We start from the raw sequence: 14847 nt of genomic DNA on the forward strand, positions 1-14847 counted from the left end.
CTACAGGCCTGGTCTTTACTCCGCGGCGCCCTTGGCCATGCGCTCGCTCTTCCAGTACACGTCATCGCCCACGCTGCCATCGGTACGGTAACGGTTGAGTGCACGGGACAGCACGAACATCAGGTCCGAGAGGCGGTTGAGGTACTGGCGCGGTGCTTCCTTCAAGGCCTCTTCGTTGCCCAAGGCAACCAGGGCGCGCTCGGCGCGGCGGGCCACCGTGCGGCACACATGCGCAAGCGACGCCGCGCGCGTGCCGGCGGGCAGGATGAACTCCTGCAGACGGGGCAAGGCGGCGTTGTACTCTTCCAGCGCCTGGTCCAGCGCCAGCACGGCTTCGGGCTTGAGCAACTCGTAGCCGGGAATGGACAGCTCGCCGCCCAGGTTGAAGAGCTGGTGCTGGATTTCCACCAGCAGTGTGCGGATGCCCTCCGGCATGTCTTCGCACAGCAGCACACCGATCTGGGAGTTGAGCTCGTCCACATCGCCCATGGCGTGCACGCGCAAGCTGTTCTTGGAGACGCGGGTGTTGTCCCCCAGTCCGGTGGTGCCAGCATCCCCGGTGCGGGTGGCGATTTGTGTGAGGCGGTTTCCCATGACGGCGTCCTTGGATCAAAATGGGATTATTGACCGAGACCACCATGAACGCTGCCATTCCCCCTGATCACCTGATGCCATCCGTGCAATTGCGCGAAGTACCCCAGGCATTGCTCGACGCACTGCAAGCCCGCTTCGGGCCACAGTTTTCCGTAGCGATGGCCGTGCGTGAACAGCATGGCCGCGACGAGTCTGCCTTTGACGTGCCGCCACCCGATGCCGTGGTGTTTGCCCAGAGCACGCAGGATGTGGCCGATACGGTGAAGCTGTGCGCGCAGTACCGGGTGCCGGTGATTCCCTTTGGAGTGGGCTCCTCGCTCGAAGGCCATCTGCTGGCGGTGCAGGGCGGCATCAGCCTGGACGTGTCGCGCATGAACCAGGTGCTGCACATCCATGCCGAAGACCTGACGGTCACACTGCAACCGGGCGTTACACGCAAGCAGCTCAACGAGGCAGTGAAAAGCAGCGGCCTGTTCTTCCCCATAGACCCCGGCGCCGACGCCAGTCTGGGCGGCATGTGTGCCACCCGCGCCAGCGGTACCAACGCGGTGCGCTACGGCACCATGCGCGAGAACGTGCTGGCGCTGGAAGTGGTGACGGCCAGCGGCGAAGTCATACGCACCGGCACACGTGCCAAGAAAAGCAGCGCGGGTTACGACCTCACCCGCCTGATGGTGGGCTCCGAAGGCACGCTGGGCGTGATCACGGAAATCACGCTCAAACTCCATCCCCTACCAGAAGCGGTGATGGCCGCCAGCGTGTCGTTTGCCAGTCTGGCCGATGCGGTGAACACCACCATCCAGATCATCCAGATGGGCGTGCCGATTGCCCGTTGCGAGCTGCTCGATGGCCGAACCGTTGCCATGGTCAACCGGCATTCCAAACTCAGCCTGCCCGAGACGCCGCTGCTGTTGATGGAGTTTCATGGCTCACCGGAAGGCGTGAAAGAGCAGGTGCAGACTGTGCAGTCCATCGCCCATGACCATGGCGGCAAAGCCTTTGAGTGGGCACACACGCCCGAGGAGCGCAGCCGCCTGTGGACTGCGCGGCACAACGCCTACTTTGCCGGTGTGCAGTCGCGTCCGGGCTGCCGCGTCATCAGCACCGATACCTGCGTGCCGATCTCACGCCTGGCCGATGCGCTGCTGGACTGCGTCACCGAAGCAGATGCCGCCGGCATCCCCTACTTTCTGGTCGGCCACGTGGGGGACGGCAACTTCCATATGGGCTACCTGCTGGATCCGAACCAACCCCAGGAGCGCGTGGCAGCCGAAGCCCTCAATACCCAGTTGGTGCAGCGCGCGCTGCGGCTGGGCGGCACCTGCAGCGGCGAACACGGTGTGGGCCTGCACAAGATGGAATTCCTGCGCGATGAAGCGGGTGCAGGCGCGGTGGCCATGATGCGCGGCATCAAGCAGGCACTGGACCCGCACAACATCCTCAACCCGGGGAAGATCTTTACGCTTTAGAGGGCGAGCGTTTCACCGGGCACCTACAGGACGGCAATCTCCGCAATGGCGTTGGCCATGTAGTCGATCTTGTTTTGCATGTCCTGCTCGGTGTCGGCAAAGCGGTGGGCAATTTCCTCGAACTCAGCAGAGAGCTCCATGAAAGCATCCACCACATCGGGGTCGAAATGCTGGCCACGCTCGCTAAAGATGATGCCCAGAGCTTCCTGGTAGGTCTTGCCTTGGCGGTAGACCTTGTTGCTGATCAGCGCGTCATACACATCCGCCAGCGCCAGTAGCCGCGCAGAAACCGGAATCTGGGTTTCCGACAGGCCCTTGGGATAGCCTTTGCCGTTCCACTTTTCGTGGTGCGACAAGGTCATTTCCTTGGCAAGCGCCAGCATGGGCGAGAGCAGCCCCAGTGACTTTTCGGCCCGCACAATGGCATCAAAGCCTTTGGTCGTATGGGTAGACATGATGGCCTGCTCTTCTGCGGTCAGGCGTCCGGGCTTGAGCAGGATGCGGTCCGGTATGGCCACGGTGCCCAGGTCGTACATGGGAATGGCATCGCTCAGTGCTTCGATGTAGGCATCGGTGAGCTGGCCTGCAAAGGACGGATGGCTTTGCAGCTTGGAAGCCAGCAGCCGCACATAGTGCCTGACACGCAGCAGATGGCTTTCAGTATCGGACTCACGCAATTCGGCCAGAGAGGCCACTGCAAACAGGGCGACCTGGTGCGCATGCAATGCATCGAGGGTGCGACCCTCTGCGGTTGGCTGTAAGTCCATGGATGTCCTCCTTAGAGCACCACCATCGGTGCCCTGTACACCCAGACCATTTTGCCACCGGGTGTGCGGTAACGGGCAGTGGCGCGCAGATCTGTTGCTTCAAAGTCCAGACTCACCAGCCATGCGCCATCTTTCATTTCCCTGGCCTTGAGTTCGGCGCGTGTCATGCTCTCGGGACGCTGGAACAAATACACCATGTCGTAGTCCGACCAGTCCGCCAGCCAGATATTGCCCCGGCGCACACGCGCCCAAGGGCAGCGCATGGCGCTGAGCCAACGCAGCGGCCAACTCCACTCCAAACCATGCAGCACTGCATCCGGATAGGCGGTGCGCAAAGCCTGCAAACCATGGCCGGCACCGCATCCGGCATCCAGAATCAGCGCACCGGCCGGCAGGGCTGCATGCCGCGGCAGCTCCAACAGTGCGTCCGCCGGTGTGGGAAAGACGGGCGCATCGCGCCATGCATTGATGGGATAGACCAGCAGCAGCAAAACCAACGGCACCAGCCAGGCCCAAGGGGGCACGGCACTGGCACCGGATGAGGTCAGCAGAATTGCCAGGGACAACGGGAAGCCCGCGCCAATCAGCAAACGACGCCACCAGGTTTCGCCCCACAGGCTGCAAGCCACGCCCACGGCAGACGCAGCACCCAATGCCACGCCGGCAGCAAATCCATGCGACGCCATTGCCTTGAACAGAAACCAGGCCAGCGCCCACGCCAGCACAGCGGGCAGCGGCCATTGCCAATGCCCGGGCCACAGCTTGGCGCGCGCCATGCTCAGGCCCCTAGCGCGATACGCCCGGCGAGAGGCGTTCAATCAGGCCGTTGAGCTCTTCCAGCGAACCGAACTGGATCACCACCTCGCCCATGTCTTCCATACGGCCGTTGCGCTTGACGCGCTTCTTGATGTGCACGTCCACCTGCGCCATGAGCAGATCGGACAGCTCTTCTTCCACACGCTTGATGTCACGCGACTTTTCTTTCTTGGGCTTGGGTGAGGTCAGGGCGAATTCGGCGCTGAGCTTCTTGACCAGGCTTTCGGCTTCGCGCACCGAGAGCTTCTTTGTGGCGATCTGGTTGGCTGCGGTGATCTGAGTGGCGCGGTCCAGCGCCAGCAGGGCGCGGGCATGGCCCATGTCTATGTCGCCGGCCATGAGCATGGTCTGCACCGGATCGGCCAGGTTCAACAGACGCAGCAGATTGCTGGCGGCGCTGCGCGAGCGCCCCACCGCCTGGGCGGCGGATTCATGGGTCAGACCGAATTCCTTGATCAGGCGCTGCAGACCCTGCGCTTCCTCCAGCGGATTCAGGTCTTCGCGCTGCATGTTCTCGATCAGCGCCATGGCTGCGGCGGCCTGGTCGGGCACGTCGCGCACCAGCACCGGCACCGTGTCCAGCCCAGCCAGCTTGGCCGCGCGGAAGCGCCGTTCACCAGCAATGATTTCGTACAGAGGGCGTGACGCACCGGTGCTGCCCTGCTCCAGGCGCTTGGCGGCTGCCTGTGCATCGGTCAGGCGCCGCACCAGGATGGGCTGCATGATGCCTTGCGCCTTGATACTCTCGGCCAGCTCGTACAGTGCGCCCTCATCCATGTGGGTACGGGGCTGGTACTGGCCGGCCACCATGTCGCCCAAAGGCAAGGTGCTGGGTTGGCCCTCGCCGGAAACGCCGGAAGTCTCGCCCGGTGCCAGCTCCTTGACCTTGGGGCCGAGCAGCGCCTCCAGACCCATGCCCAGGCCCTTGGGTTTCTTGGTAACCATGTGGTGTTTTCCTTGTTGTGATTTATTGAGGTGCGCTGGTCTGCACCAGGCGCTGCAGCAACGCGCGACCTTCTGGCCAGTCGGCCAGGCCTGAATCGGCGTTGATATGGCCGCGTGCGCCGTAGTCGATGAATTCCGCGCCCCAGGCGTCGGCAAAATGGCGGGCACGCTCAAAGCTGCAGTACGGATCATCGTGGCTTCCCAGCAGAAGGCTGGGGAACGGTAGCTTGTGGGTGACGATGGGCGTCCAGCTCTTGAGCGCGCCTTGCAGCTCTTCGCGTTCCGGATCGCCCGGCGCCACCAGAAAGGCGGCCTGCACCTTCTGGGTGTTGCGTGAATGCGCGGCCCAGGCGGCGGTCAGCATGCAGCCCAGGCTGTGGGCCACCAGGATCACTGGCGCTGTCTGCTCTAGCAGCACTTCTTCCAAGCGCGCGATCCAGTCACCCCGCAGCGGACGCATCCAGTCATACTGCTCCACCCGCTGGTCGCCATACAGTGCTTCCCAGCGGCTTTGCCAATGGGCATCCCCGGAGTTTTGCCATCCGGGCAAGAGGAGCACTTTGGGATCAGACATGGCTTCAGTGAAAATCATTTGCTACAAATTTGATAGCTACATCGTCTGGATGCGGGCCACCATCTCCTGAGCGAAGGCCACAAAGGCCTGCGCGCCCTTGGAGTTGATGTCAAACACCACGCCGGGCACACCGTAGCTGGGTGCCTCGGCCAGGCGCACATTGCGCGGGATAACGGTATCAAACACCTTGTCGGCGAAATGCGCCTTGAGCTGGTCGCTGACCTGCTGCTGCAAAGTGATGCGCGGGTCGAACATGACGCGCAGCAGACCGATGATCTGCAGGTCGTCATTGAGGTTGGCCTTGACCTGCTTGATGGTGTTGACCAGATCCGTCAGGCCTTCGAGCGCAAAGTATTCGCACTGCATGGGCACGATGACGCCGTGGGCGCAGCACAGTCCGTTGAGCGTGAGCATGGACAAGGACGGCGGGCAGTCGATCAGCACGAAGTCATACTCGGTGGCCACCGCGGCGATGGCGGTCTTGAGGCGGCGTTCGCGCCGCTCCACTTCCACCAGCTCCACCTCGGCCCCGGCCAGTTCGCGGTTGGCGCCCAGGATGTCGTAGCCGCAACCGGCGACCTTGAGCTTATCGCTCTGCACGCGGGCTTCGGCAATAGTGGCAGACTCAAGCAGGACGTCGTACACCGAGAGCTCCAGCTTGCGCTTGTCCACGCCGGAACCCATGGTGGCATTACCCTGTGGGTCTAGGTCAATCATCAGCACGCGCTGGCCCACTTTTGCCAGACCGGCTGCCAGGTTGACGGTGGTCGTGGTCTTGCCCACTCCCCCTTTTTGGTTGGCGATGCAGAATATTTTCATGGTGCCTATTTGGAAAGTGCCAGCTTGATACCGAAGCCCAACAGGAAGACACCGGCCACTTTTTCAAGCACCTGTCCGATCCTGGGATTGGCGCGCATGCGTTCGGCCAGGAAGTAGGTCAGCAGCGTGGCGCCTAGCCCGTAGAGAAAAGTCAGTGCCGCGATGGTGGCAGCCATGAGGCCGTAGGTGACCACGCCCTGCTGGTGCGCCTGGTCCACGAACAGCGGGAAGAAGGCCATGTAGAAAAGAATCGCCTTGGGGTTGAGCAGGGTGATCATCATGGCTTGGCGCAGATAATGGCCGGGCTTGATATGGATGACTGGAGCTGCACCGGGCTTGGCCAGCAGCATCTTCACACCCAGCCAAGCCAGATAAGCGGCACCCAGCCACTGCACTGCGGCAAAGGCCTCCGGGTAGGCGGTGAGCAAGGCCGCCACACCTGCCACAGCCGACCACATCAAGACCTGGTCGCCCAGAATGACACCCAAAGTTGCCGCCAATCCGCCCGCCATGCCACCCTTGCTGGTGCTGGTGACCAGGGCCAGATTGCCTGGTCCGGGAATGGCCAGAAACACAATGACTGTGACGACAAAAGTGCCGTAATCGGTAACGCCGAGCATGGTGGGGCTTTCAAAAGGGAGAGCTGAGTTTACGTTAGGTTTTTGTTGTGCTTGTTTTGGGCAGCAGCTTGGGTTGACGAAGCGGATTCGAATGGCGCCTTTTCATTCGCCCACACAAGGGATGGGATGGGTACCGCCGCTCGTGTCCCCCGCAGAGGGCGTTGCCCTCTGCTCCTCCTTTACCTCGCTTTGGCACCCATCCCATCCCTTGTGCAGGAGGACTGGCTCGCATCGATTACGTGCCTGCACCACCTCGGATCAGGTGGCTTGGGTGCTCTGCAAAGTGAGGTAAAGGAGGAGGCCGAAGGCCGGGGGACACGAACGGCGCAGAGTACCCAAGCCGCCTGATCCCGCCAACACTGTCGGCAATAAACGTCTTCTAATCTAGGCGAGGATGCCGCATCCAGACAATGCAGCGCTCAGCCTGCAACCCCGGAACCGCCAATGGTTCCACGTGAAACACTTCCACCCCCGCAGGCAAGGCCGCGATCTCATCCGCCGGATGCTTGCCCTTCATGGCCATCCACACGCCCTGCTCTGCCAGCGATTTGACCGACCAGTTCACAAAGTCGGCCAGCGCGGCAAAAGCCCGGCAGCTGACCACGTCGTAGATTTCCGTCAGATTCTCCACGCGCGCATGGATACCGCGCAGATTGGGCAGCTTCAAGGACACGGCTACCTGCTGGATGAAGGCGGCCTTCTTGGCCACCGTATCCACGCAGTGCACGGAAACTTGCGGGCAACAAATGGCGATCACGACGCCTGGCAGTCCAGCACCGGAGCCCACATCCAGCAGACGAACCGGCGCATCTGCGCGCAGGGCACCCGCTGCCGACATCTGGTCCAACTGCCTTTGCAGTGGCAACACCACCGCCAGGCTGTCCAGCAGATGGTGCGTAAGCATCTCCGCCGGATCGCGCACGGCGGTCAGGTTGTAGACCTTGGTCCACTTGCCGATCAGCTCCATGTAGTCCAGCAATTGGGCAATTTGTGCGCCCGTCAGGGACAGTCTCAGCGCGGCAACCCCTGCGCGCAGATCCGATTCCATGGCGCGCATCAGTGGCTTGCCTCTGCCGTGGCAGCAATGGCTGCTTCACTACCCAGCGCACCCTTGTCGGCAAAGCCGCGAAAATTACCGCGCTTCAAATGGATCAGCAGCAGCGAGATCGTGGCGGGTGTGATGCCTGAGAGGCGCGAGGCCTGGCCCAGGGTTTCGGGTCGGTATTTGTTCAGGCGCTGGCGCGCCTCGATACTCAAGGCCGAGACTTGCATGTAATCCAGCTCAGCCGGCAGGCGCAGGTTCTCGTAATGGGATGCGCGCCGCACCTCGTCTTTCTGGCGATCGATGTAGCCGGAATACTTGGCGGCAATTTCCACCTGCTCCAGCACGGAGGCCACGAAGGCTTCCCGCTCCAAGTCTGCCGTATCCGCACCAGATTCCCCGGCCACGACGGGCAGCTCCGGATTGGCGTACTTGCCATCCGCCAAGGACATCAGCTTGGCGTAGTTCACATCCGGCCGGCGCAGCAGATCGGCCAGGTTGTACTCATGGTCAATCGCCTTGCCCAGCACCCGCTCAGCATCTGATTGCGCCAGGTTGCGCGGGTTGACCCAGATGCTGCGCAGACGTTCTGTTTCACGTGAAACAGCATCGCGCTTGCGGCAAAACGCATCCCAGCGGGCGTTGTCCACGAGCCCCAGTTGGCGACCCACTTCGGTCAGGCGGGCATCGGCATTGTCCTCTCGCAACTGCAACCGGAACTCGGCGCGGCTGGTAAACATCCGGTAGGGCTCGGTCACACCCTTGGTGATCAAGTCATCCACCAGTACGCCCAGATAAGCCTGATCCCGGCCAGGCAGCCAAGTGCTGTCGGTATACGTGATGCTTCCTGCGGCGCTGGCGGAATCGTTGCCACCACCCATGGCGCGCGCCTGCAGCGCGGCATTCAGCCCGGCGAACAGGCCTTGCGCTGCGGCCTCTTCATAGCCGGTGGTGCCGTTGATTTGGCCGGCAAAAAACAGGCCGCCAATCTGACGGGTTTCGAAACTGCTCTTGAGCGAGCGCGGATCAAAGTAGTCGTATTCGATGGCGTAACCGGGGCGCAGGATGTGGGCGTTTTCCAGTCCGGGCATGCTGCGCACCAAAGCCAGCTGAATGTCAAAAGGCAGGCTGGTGGAAATGCCGTTGGGGTAGTACTCGTGCGTGGTCAGGCCTTCGGGCTCCAGAAAAATCTGGTGACTGTCCTTGTCGGCAAAGCGGTTGACCTTGTCTTCCACGCTGGGGCAGTAGCGCGGCCCTACCCCTTCGATCTTGCCGGTGAACATGGGGCTGCGGTCAAAGCCGCTGCGGATGATTTCATGCGTGCGTGCGTTAGTGTGGGTGATCCAGCACGGCATTTGCTGCGGGTGCATCTGCACATTACCCATGAAGCTAAACACCGGCATCTGGGCGCTCATGCCACCGGGCATGCCGTCACCGGGCTGCTCCTCGCACTTGGAAAAGTCGATGCTGCGCCCGTCGATGCGCGGCGGGGTGCCCGTCTTGAGGCGGCTTTGCGGCAGTTGCAGCTCCTTCAGCCGTGCGCTCAGGGAAACCGCGGGCGGGTCCCCAGCGCGGCCGGCCGCATAGTTGTTCAGGCCAACATGGATCTTGCCATCCAGGAAGGTCCCGGCAGTCAGCACCACGGTACGTGCGCGGAACTGGATGCCCACTTGCGTCACGGCACCGACAACCCGCTCCCCCTCTACCAACAGGTCGTCCACCGCCTGCTGGAACAGCCACAGATTGGGCTGGTTCTCCAGCATGCGGCGTATGGCCGCCTTGTACAGCACCCGGTCCGCCTGGGCGCGAGTGGCACGTACGGCCGGACCTTTGCTGGAGTTGAGAATGCGGAACTGGATGCCGGCCTCGTCGGTCGCCAGCGCCATGGCGCCGCCCAGTGCATCCACTTCCTTGACCAGATGACCTTTGCCAATCCCACCAATGGAAGGGTTGCAACTCATCTGACCCAGGGTCTCGATGTTGTGGGTCAGCAGCAGGGTCTTGCAGCCCATGCGCGCAGCAGCCAATGCCGCTTCGCTTCCGGCATGGCCGCCGCCAACGACGATGACATCGAAATAATCTGGGTAGAGCATGGTGGATCCAATGGGGCGCGGCGCAGAAGGCGCGGCGCAAACAGGCAGGAGGGGGAGCCTGCGATTCTACCGTTTGCTGCAATTTCAGGCAGTACCCCGGAATTCGGCCATGCCCCTTGATCCACGAACCCACCCCTCTCGCGCTATTGCGAAGCCCATTTCAGAATCCGCAGCAAGAGGTTTTTGCTATTAATTCTATAGCAGTACGCCAGCCACCACAGCCGGTGCCAGAGCAATTAGCCGAGCTTCATGCGCAGCAACGTAGTGTCTTTCATGAAATAGTGGTGGTACAGCGCCGCGGCAGCATGGCCGCCAATCAGGAAATAACCGATGTTTCCACCCAACTCATGGATTTCCTTCAGGGTGCTGCCCAGTTCCCGGTTTTCTCCCATCAGCGCGGGCAAATCCAGGCCAAAGAAGGGAATGGGTTTGCCACGTGCACTCAGGGCAGCCCAGCCAATCAAGGGCATCACGACCATCAGGACATAGAGTGCCAGATGGCCCAGCTTGGCCAGCTTCTCCTGCCAGGCGGGTGGCTCAGGGACTATGGCCGGAGTCGTGCCCATCAAACGGAACACAATGCGCAACCACACCAGCGCGAACACCAGAAGTCCCAATGAAAAATGCGCGTTCTTAAGCAACTGCCTGCCATCACTCCCCTTGGGAAAGACGTCGGTCAGGTTGATGGCCGCATAAAGGCCTATGAATGCCAGCAGCATCAGCCAGTGCATGACCACGCTGGGTGTGCTGTAGCGTGACACGGGGCTTGTCTTGGTTTGCATCGGAACAAGAAATAGTTGAGAAACCCCTACTCTATGCCACACAGCCTGCCGCCACGTTAAGGCCGGCTGAACACGCGGTAAAGAGCCCGGGTCCGGCAAGAGTCGCTGAATCCGAATACCATGGCGCCCTGTCTCAGGCCCCCGACTGAGGCAGCCTCCAACCCCATAACTTTTATAAGGTGCAGCATGAAACTCTATTACTCCTCCGGCGCGTGTTCGCTCTCCCCCCATATTGCTCTGTATGAATCCGGCCTGGCGTTCGAAGCCGTTTCCGCACCCACCAAGACTCACAAGCTGGCAGACGGCACCGACTACTACACCATCAATCCCCTGGGCTATGTGCCTCTGCTGGAACTCGATGATGGCCGCCGCCTGCACGAAGGTCCGGCAATCGTCCAGTACATCGCCGACCTCGTTCCCGCCAAACAGCTGGCACCGGCCAACGGCACTTTTGAGCGCTACAAGCTACAGGAATGGTTGACCATGATCGGCACCGAACTGCACAAAGGCGGCTTTAGCTTTCTGTTCAACCCCGCCACACCAGCCGAATTCAAACCCGTGCTGCTGGAGCGTCTGCACGGTCGCCTGAAATGGGTGGACGGCGAACTGGCTGGAAAACAGTATTTGCTGGGCGACCATTTCAGTGTGGCCGACCCCTATCTGTTCACGGTTACCAACTGGGCGCCGTTCCTGTCGGTGGACCTCTCCGGCTACCCCAACCTGCTGGCTTTCCGTGCACGCGTTGCCGCCCGCCCGGCCGTGCAAGCCGCCATGAAGGCCGAAGGCCTGCTCAAGTAACTCGTTCTCAGAAGTCTGCGGCTAATGCGCCGCAGACTTTGGCAGCGCACGCTGGCGCAAGCCCAGCGCGGCGCCCAGCCAAAGTGCACTGGCTGAAAACACCAGCCCGCGTTCCAGCCCGCCGCTTCCGTCTGCGATCCAGCCCACCACCGTCGGGCCAATGATCTGACCCGCAGCAAACACCACTGTGAACGCGCTGATGCCGGAGGCCCAGGCGGTATGCGGCAGGTTATGGCGTACCAGCGCGGTAGTCGATGCGACCACCGACAGAAACACCCCGCCAAACACCATGCCGGATAGCAGCACCCAGCCCCAGGACTGCGTTAACGCCGGCAGCAGCGTGGCCAGACCCAACAGCGCATTGAGCAAGGCCATAGGGCGCCCGTCATGGTGGCGGCTCAACAGGCTGGCCCATATGCGGGAAGACGCCATCACGGCCAGGCCTAGCAGGGCATAGAACACGGTGATCTCCGTCGCGCTATGGCCCTGGCTGCGCAGCAACGCCACCACAAAGGTCATGTAACCGATGTAGCCCACACCAAACAGCGTGTAGCCACTCAGGCCAAAGGCAAATTGGCGCCAGCGAAAGTGCACGGCAGGCCCCGACGCGTTCGAGGCGGGAGCTTCCCAACCTGCCATCACCCGCGCCGGCCACAGCAAGACCAGGCTGAATAGCAGGCAGACCGCGCCCAAGGCCCACCATGCCCAGCGCCAGCCGTGTAGAGCTGCCTGTGCCGCATCCAGCGCCATGGGCACTACGATGCTGGACAGTGCAATGCCCACACCGGTGCCGCCGTAATACAACCCCAGCAGCAACCCGCTATGCAAGGGATCACGCGCGCCCAACCGCGCAGCCAGCAAGCCCCCCGCCACGAACACCAGAGCACTGGCAATGCCCGCCAGCAGCCGCTGCAGCAACAGGGCATCGGTTTGCGTCACAAAACCACTGCCCACCATGAAAGCTGTTGCCAACAGGGCGCCAACACACAGCATCAGCGAAGGCCCCCACTTGCGCATCAACCACGGGCAGGCCAACGCGCCCAGAAAATAGCCCATCGCATTGGCGGTATTCATGGCCCCGGCCAGCGCATACGACCAGCCCAAGTCCTGGCGCATCGTGGGCAACAGCAGTCCATAGGCAAACCGGGTGATACCCAGCGATACCGCTGCACCCAGCGCAAGGGCCAGGGCCAAAGCGATCAGGGAGCGCGGGATTTCGGACAAAGTCGGCCCCTCAAGGTTTCCAGCGCTTGAGCAGCAAGGCGTTGCTCATCACGCTGACCGAGCTCAGTGCCATCGCGGCACCGGCAAATACCGGATTCAGAAAACCCAGAGCGGCCAGCGGAATGCCGGCCACGTTATAGGCAAATGCCCAAAACAGGTTCTGGCGGATCTTGCGCACGGTGCGAGCGGAAATATCCAGTGCCGCAGCCACCAGCAGCGGGTCACCACGCATCAGCGTCACACCCGCTGCATGCATGGCCACATCGGTGCCACCGCCATCCGGATTAGCCATGGCCATGCCCACGTCCGCCGCCGCCAGGGCCGGCGCATCGTTCACACCGTCACCCACCATCAGGACCGTGTGCCCACCCTGCTTCAGCTGCGCAATCTGCGCCGCCTTGTCCCCCGGCAACACCTCGGCCAGCACCTCACCGTCTTCGGGTTTGAGCCCCAGTTGGCGCGCCATGGCCTCGGCGGCACCGCGGTTGTCTCCAGAGATCATGACCAGGCGCAGACCGCGGGCACGCAGTTCAGCCAGCGCCTGCTTCGCAGCAGGTTTGGGCTCATCCCCAAAGGCCATCAGGGCACGCAGCACCACAGTTCCTCCATCGGGCTGGGCACCGGGCTGCACCACACGCTCGGCCAATGCGGACACCGTGAACCCCTGCGACTGCCACAACGCCGCCTGCGCTGCCAACGCGCCCAGCTCCACCTGCAGCGACTCCATCCAGCGCAGACTGCCCAGCAGCAAGGTCTTGCCTTGCACTACGCCCTGCATGCCGCGACCAGGCACGGCACTGACATCAGTCGGCGTTGCCAGTGGCAACCCTTCCTTGGTGGCCAATGCCAGCACGGCGCGCGCCAGGGGATGCTCCGAGCCGCTTTGCAGACTCGCTGCCAGTTGCAATGCCTCAGTGCGATCTCCACCCGGCACTGGCGCCAGTTCCAGCAACTTGGGCTTGCCCACCGTCAGCGTGCCGGTCTTGTCAAAGGCCACTGTGTCCACCTTGTGCGCGCGCTCCAGTGCTTCCGCATCCTTGATCAGAATGCCGTATTTAGCCGCCACACCGGTGCCGGCCATGATGGCCGCCGGCGTGGCCAGTCCCAGGGCGCAGGGACAGGCAATGACCAGAACTGCCACCGCGTTGATCAGGGAAAGCTCAAAGCTATGGCCACTGAACCACCAGCCGAGCAGGGTCACCAGCGCAATGCCCAGCACCGCCGGCACAAAGACCGCGCTGACTTGGTCCACCAGACGCTGAATCGGGGCCTTGGCCGCCTGAGCGTCTTCCACCAGGCGAATGATGTGGGAGAGCACCGTATCGGCGCCCACCGCCTGCACCTGCATGTGCACCAAGCCATCGCCGTTGATGGAACCGGCCGTGAGCAGACTTCCCGGCTCCTTGGCCACCGGCAGGGATTCGCCAGTCAGCATGGATTCATCCACCTGGGTCTGCCCTTCCAGAACCACGCCGTCGGCGGCAAAGCGTTCACCCGGCTTGACCACCAGCCGATCCCCTGGCAACACTTCTTCCACCGGCACATCCGTTTCGCCATCGACACCCACCAAATGGGCCGTCTCCGGTCGCAGCGCATGCAGGGCGCGTATGGCTGAAGTGGTCTGGCGTTTGGCTCCTGCTTCCAGCCATTTGCCCAGCAGCACCAGTGTCACCACCAGCGCCGACCCTTCAAAGTACAGATGCACCATGGCACCGGGCTCCGCCGTGAGCCAGAGCCAGACCGACAGCGCCCAGCCTGCGGTTGTGCCCACGGCCACCAGCAAATCCATATTGCCGCTCCAATCCAGCAGCGCGTGCCAGCCCGCCTTGTAGAAGCGCGCGCCCAGCACAAATTGCACCGGTGTGGCCAGCAGGAACTGCCACAGCGCGGGCAGCATCCAGTGATAACCCAATAATTCGCCCAGCATGGGCAAAACCAGCGGCACAGAGAGCGCCAGCCCCCAGGCGATGGGCGCAAAACCCTGCCAGCGCGACTGCTCACCGGGCCGCAGCATGGCATCGGCCGCACGCGGCTCATAGCCAGCATCGCGCACGGCGCGGCGCAAGCGGGCTTCCATGTTGTCGGCAGGCACAGGCCCACCTCCCACCGCAGGCTCGCCCACGCGGAGCTCCACGCGGGCCGACTCGGTCGCCAGATTGACGGTGGCCTGAGCCACGCCCGGCACCTTCTTCAAGGCACGCTCGACCCGGGCAACGCAGGAAGCGCAGGTCATGCCACCAATGCCTAGATCAATACTTGTCGTAGTGGGTTCGTTGTTCATAGACAGGAGCCTAAAGCTTCCCA

14 protein-coding genes are annotated in these 14847 nt (G+C 62.4%); 2 read left to right on the forward strand and 12 right to left on the reverse strand.

Annotated elements, in window-relative coordinates:
• Positions 1–15: 15 nt before the first annotated feature.
• Entirely contained in the window at positions 16–594 is a 579-nt protein-coding gene (locus AC1RMF_RS10900) for a cob(I)yrinic acid a,c-diamide adenosyltransferase (RefSeq protein ID WP_493141474.1), read from the reverse strand.
• Between the two features lie 44 nt (positions 595–638).
• Between AC1RMF_RS10900 and AC1RMF_RS10905 the strand changes: the two genes are divergently transcribed.
• Positions 639–2063 (forward strand): FAD-binding oxidoreductase, encoded by a 1425-nt coding sequence (locus AC1RMF_RS10905; RefSeq protein ID WP_493141475.1) that lies wholly within the window; start codon positions 639–641, stop codon positions 2061–2063.
• Positions 2064–2086: 23 nt separating this feature from the next.
• On the opposite strand, the gene AC1RMF_RS10910 is transcribed toward AC1RMF_RS10905, so the two are convergent.
• The 9 genes from AC1RMF_RS10910 to AC1RMF_RS10950 all read right to left on the reverse strand — a co-directional run bounded on the left by AC1RMF_RS10910 (position 2087) and on the right by AC1RMF_RS10950 (position 10521).
• Positions 2087–2830 (reverse strand): HD-GYP domain-containing protein, encoded by a 744-nt coding sequence (locus AC1RMF_RS10910; RefSeq protein WP_493141476.1) that lies wholly within the window; start codon positions 2828–2830, stop codon positions 2087–2089.
• Between the two features lie 11 nt (positions 2831–2841).
• On the reverse strand, positions 2842–3606 hold the full coding sequence (locus AC1RMF_RS10915; protein WP_493141477.1) for a class I SAM-dependent methyltransferase: 765 nt from the start codon (positions 3604–3606) through the stop codon (positions 2842–2844).
• 10 nt (positions 3607–3616) lie between these two features.
• Complete coding sequence (locus AC1RMF_RS10920) at positions 3617–4591, reverse strand: ParB/RepB/Spo0J family partition protein (protein WP_342619926.1); 975 nt, start codon at positions 4589–4591, stop codon at positions 3617–3619.
• A 22-nt stretch (positions 4592–4613) separates the two neighbouring features.
• Positions 4614–5165, reverse strand: a complete 552-nt coding sequence (locus tag AC1RMF_RS10925) for an RBBP9/YdeN family alpha/beta hydrolase (protein WP_493141478.1) — start codon at positions 5163–5165, stop codon at positions 4614–4616.
• A gap of 36 nt (positions 5166–5201) precedes the next feature.
• A complete protein-coding gene (locus AC1RMF_RS10930) occupies positions 5202–5984 on the reverse strand; it encodes a ParA family protein (protein ID WP_342619928.1) in 783 nt (260 codons plus the stop codon).
• A 5-nt stretch (positions 5985–5989) separates the two neighbouring features.
• Complete coding sequence (locus AC1RMF_RS10935) at positions 5990–6604, reverse strand: LysE family transporter (RefSeq protein WP_493141479.1); 615 nt, start codon at positions 6602–6604, stop codon at positions 5990–5992.
• A 379-nt stretch (positions 6605–6983) separates the two neighbouring features.
• A complete protein-coding gene (gene rsmG, locus AC1RMF_RS10940) occupies positions 6984–7661 on the reverse strand; it encodes a 16S rRNA (guanine(527)-N(7))-methyltransferase RsmG (protein WP_493141480.1) in 678 nt (225 codons plus the stop codon).
• Positions 7661–9739: a tRNA uridine-5-carboxymethylaminomethyl(34) synthesis enzyme MnmG gene (mnmG, locus tag AC1RMF_RS10945; RefSeq protein ID WP_493141481.1), complete on the reverse strand. Its 2079-nt coding sequence runs from the start codon at positions 9737–9739 to the stop codon at positions 7661–7663. Before mnmG ends, rsmG begins: the two co-directional genes overlap by 1 nt.
• Positions 9740–9975: 236 nt before the next feature.
• The gene (locus tag AC1RMF_RS10950) at positions 9976–10521 is read right to left on the reverse strand and encodes a cytochrome b (RefSeq protein ID WP_342619932.1); all 546 of its coding nucleotides are present in this window, start codon (positions 10519–10521) and stop codon (positions 9976–9978) included.
• 186 nt (positions 10522–10707) lie between these two features.
• On the opposite strand from AC1RMF_RS10950, the gene gstA reads away from it, so the two are divergent.
• On the forward strand, positions 10708–11319 hold the full coding sequence (gstA, locus tag AC1RMF_RS10955) for a glutathione transferase GstA (RefSeq protein WP_493141482.1): 612 nt from the start codon (positions 10708–10710) through the stop codon (positions 11317–11319).
• A gap of 21 nt (positions 11320–11340) precedes the next feature.
• Here the strand turns inward: gstA and AC1RMF_RS10960 are convergent, their stop codons facing one another.
• Together AC1RMF_RS10960 and AC1RMF_RS10965 are read right to left on the reverse strand one after the other, a co-directional pair.
• Positions 11341–12534 carry a YbfB/YjiJ family MFS transporter gene (locus AC1RMF_RS10960; protein ID WP_493141575.1) on the reverse strand — a complete coding sequence of 398 codons (1194 nt, stop codon included), beginning with the start codon at positions 12532–12534 and terminating at the stop codon, positions 11341–11343.
• A gap of 19 nt (positions 12535–12553) precedes the next feature.
• Positions 12554–14824: a heavy metal translocating P-type ATPase gene (locus AC1RMF_RS10965; protein WP_493141483.1), complete on the reverse strand. Its 2271-nt coding sequence runs from the start codon at positions 14822–14824 to the stop codon at positions 12554–12556.
• Positions 14825–14847 lie beyond the last annotated feature (23 nt).

It is taken from the genome of Rhodoferax sp. GW822-FHT04A08, assembly GCF_058801025.1.

Coding starts and splice junctions, on each gene's coding strand:
- AC1RMF_RS10900 (WP_493141474.1), bottom strand. CDS start 594: ATGGGAAACCGCCTCACACAAATCGCCACCCGCACCGGGGATGCTGGC.
- AC1RMF_RS10905 (WP_493141475.1), top strand. CDS start 639: ATGAACGCTGCCATTCCCCCTGATCACCTGATGCCATCCGTGCAATTG.
- AC1RMF_RS10910 (WP_493141476.1), bottom strand. CDS start 2,830: ATGGACTTACAGCCAACCGCAGAGGGTCGCACCCTCGATGCATTGCAT.
- AC1RMF_RS10915 (WP_493141477.1), bottom strand. CDS start 3,606: ATGGCGCGCGCCAAGCTGTGGCCCGGGCATTGGCAATGGCCGCTGCCC.
- AC1RMF_RS10920 (WP_342619926.1), bottom strand. CDS start 4,591: ATGGTTACCAAGAAACCCAAGGGCCTGGGCATGGGTCTGGAGGCGCTG.
- AC1RMF_RS10925 (WP_493141478.1), bottom strand. CDS start 5,165: ATGTCTGATCCCAAAGTGCTCCTCTTGCCCGGATGGCAAAACTCCGGG.
- AC1RMF_RS10930 (WP_342619928.1), bottom strand. CDS start 5,984: ATGAAAATATTCTGCATCGCCAACCAAAAAGGGGGAGTGGGCAAGACC.
- AC1RMF_RS10935 (WP_493141479.1), bottom strand. CDS start 6,604: ATGCTCGGCGTTACCGATTACGGCACTTTTGTCGTCACAGTCATTGTG.
- rsmG (WP_493141480.1), bottom strand. CDS start 7,661: ATGCGCGCCATGGAATCGGATCTGCGCGCAGGGGTTGCCGCGCTGAGA.
- mnmG (WP_493141481.1), bottom strand. CDS start 9,739: ATGCTCTACCCAGATTATTTCGATGTCATCGTCGTTGGCGGCGGCCAT.
- AC1RMF_RS10950 (WP_342619932.1), bottom strand. CDS start 10,521: ATGCAAACCAAGACAAGCCCCGTGTCACGCTACAGCACACCCAGCGTG.
- gstA (WP_493141482.1), top strand. CDS start 10,708: ATGAAACTCTATTACTCCTCCGGCGCGTGTTCGCTCTCCCCCCATATT.
- AC1RMF_RS10965 (WP_493141483.1), bottom strand. CDS start 14,824: ATGAACAACGAACCCACTACGACAAGTATTGATCTAGGCATTGGTGGC.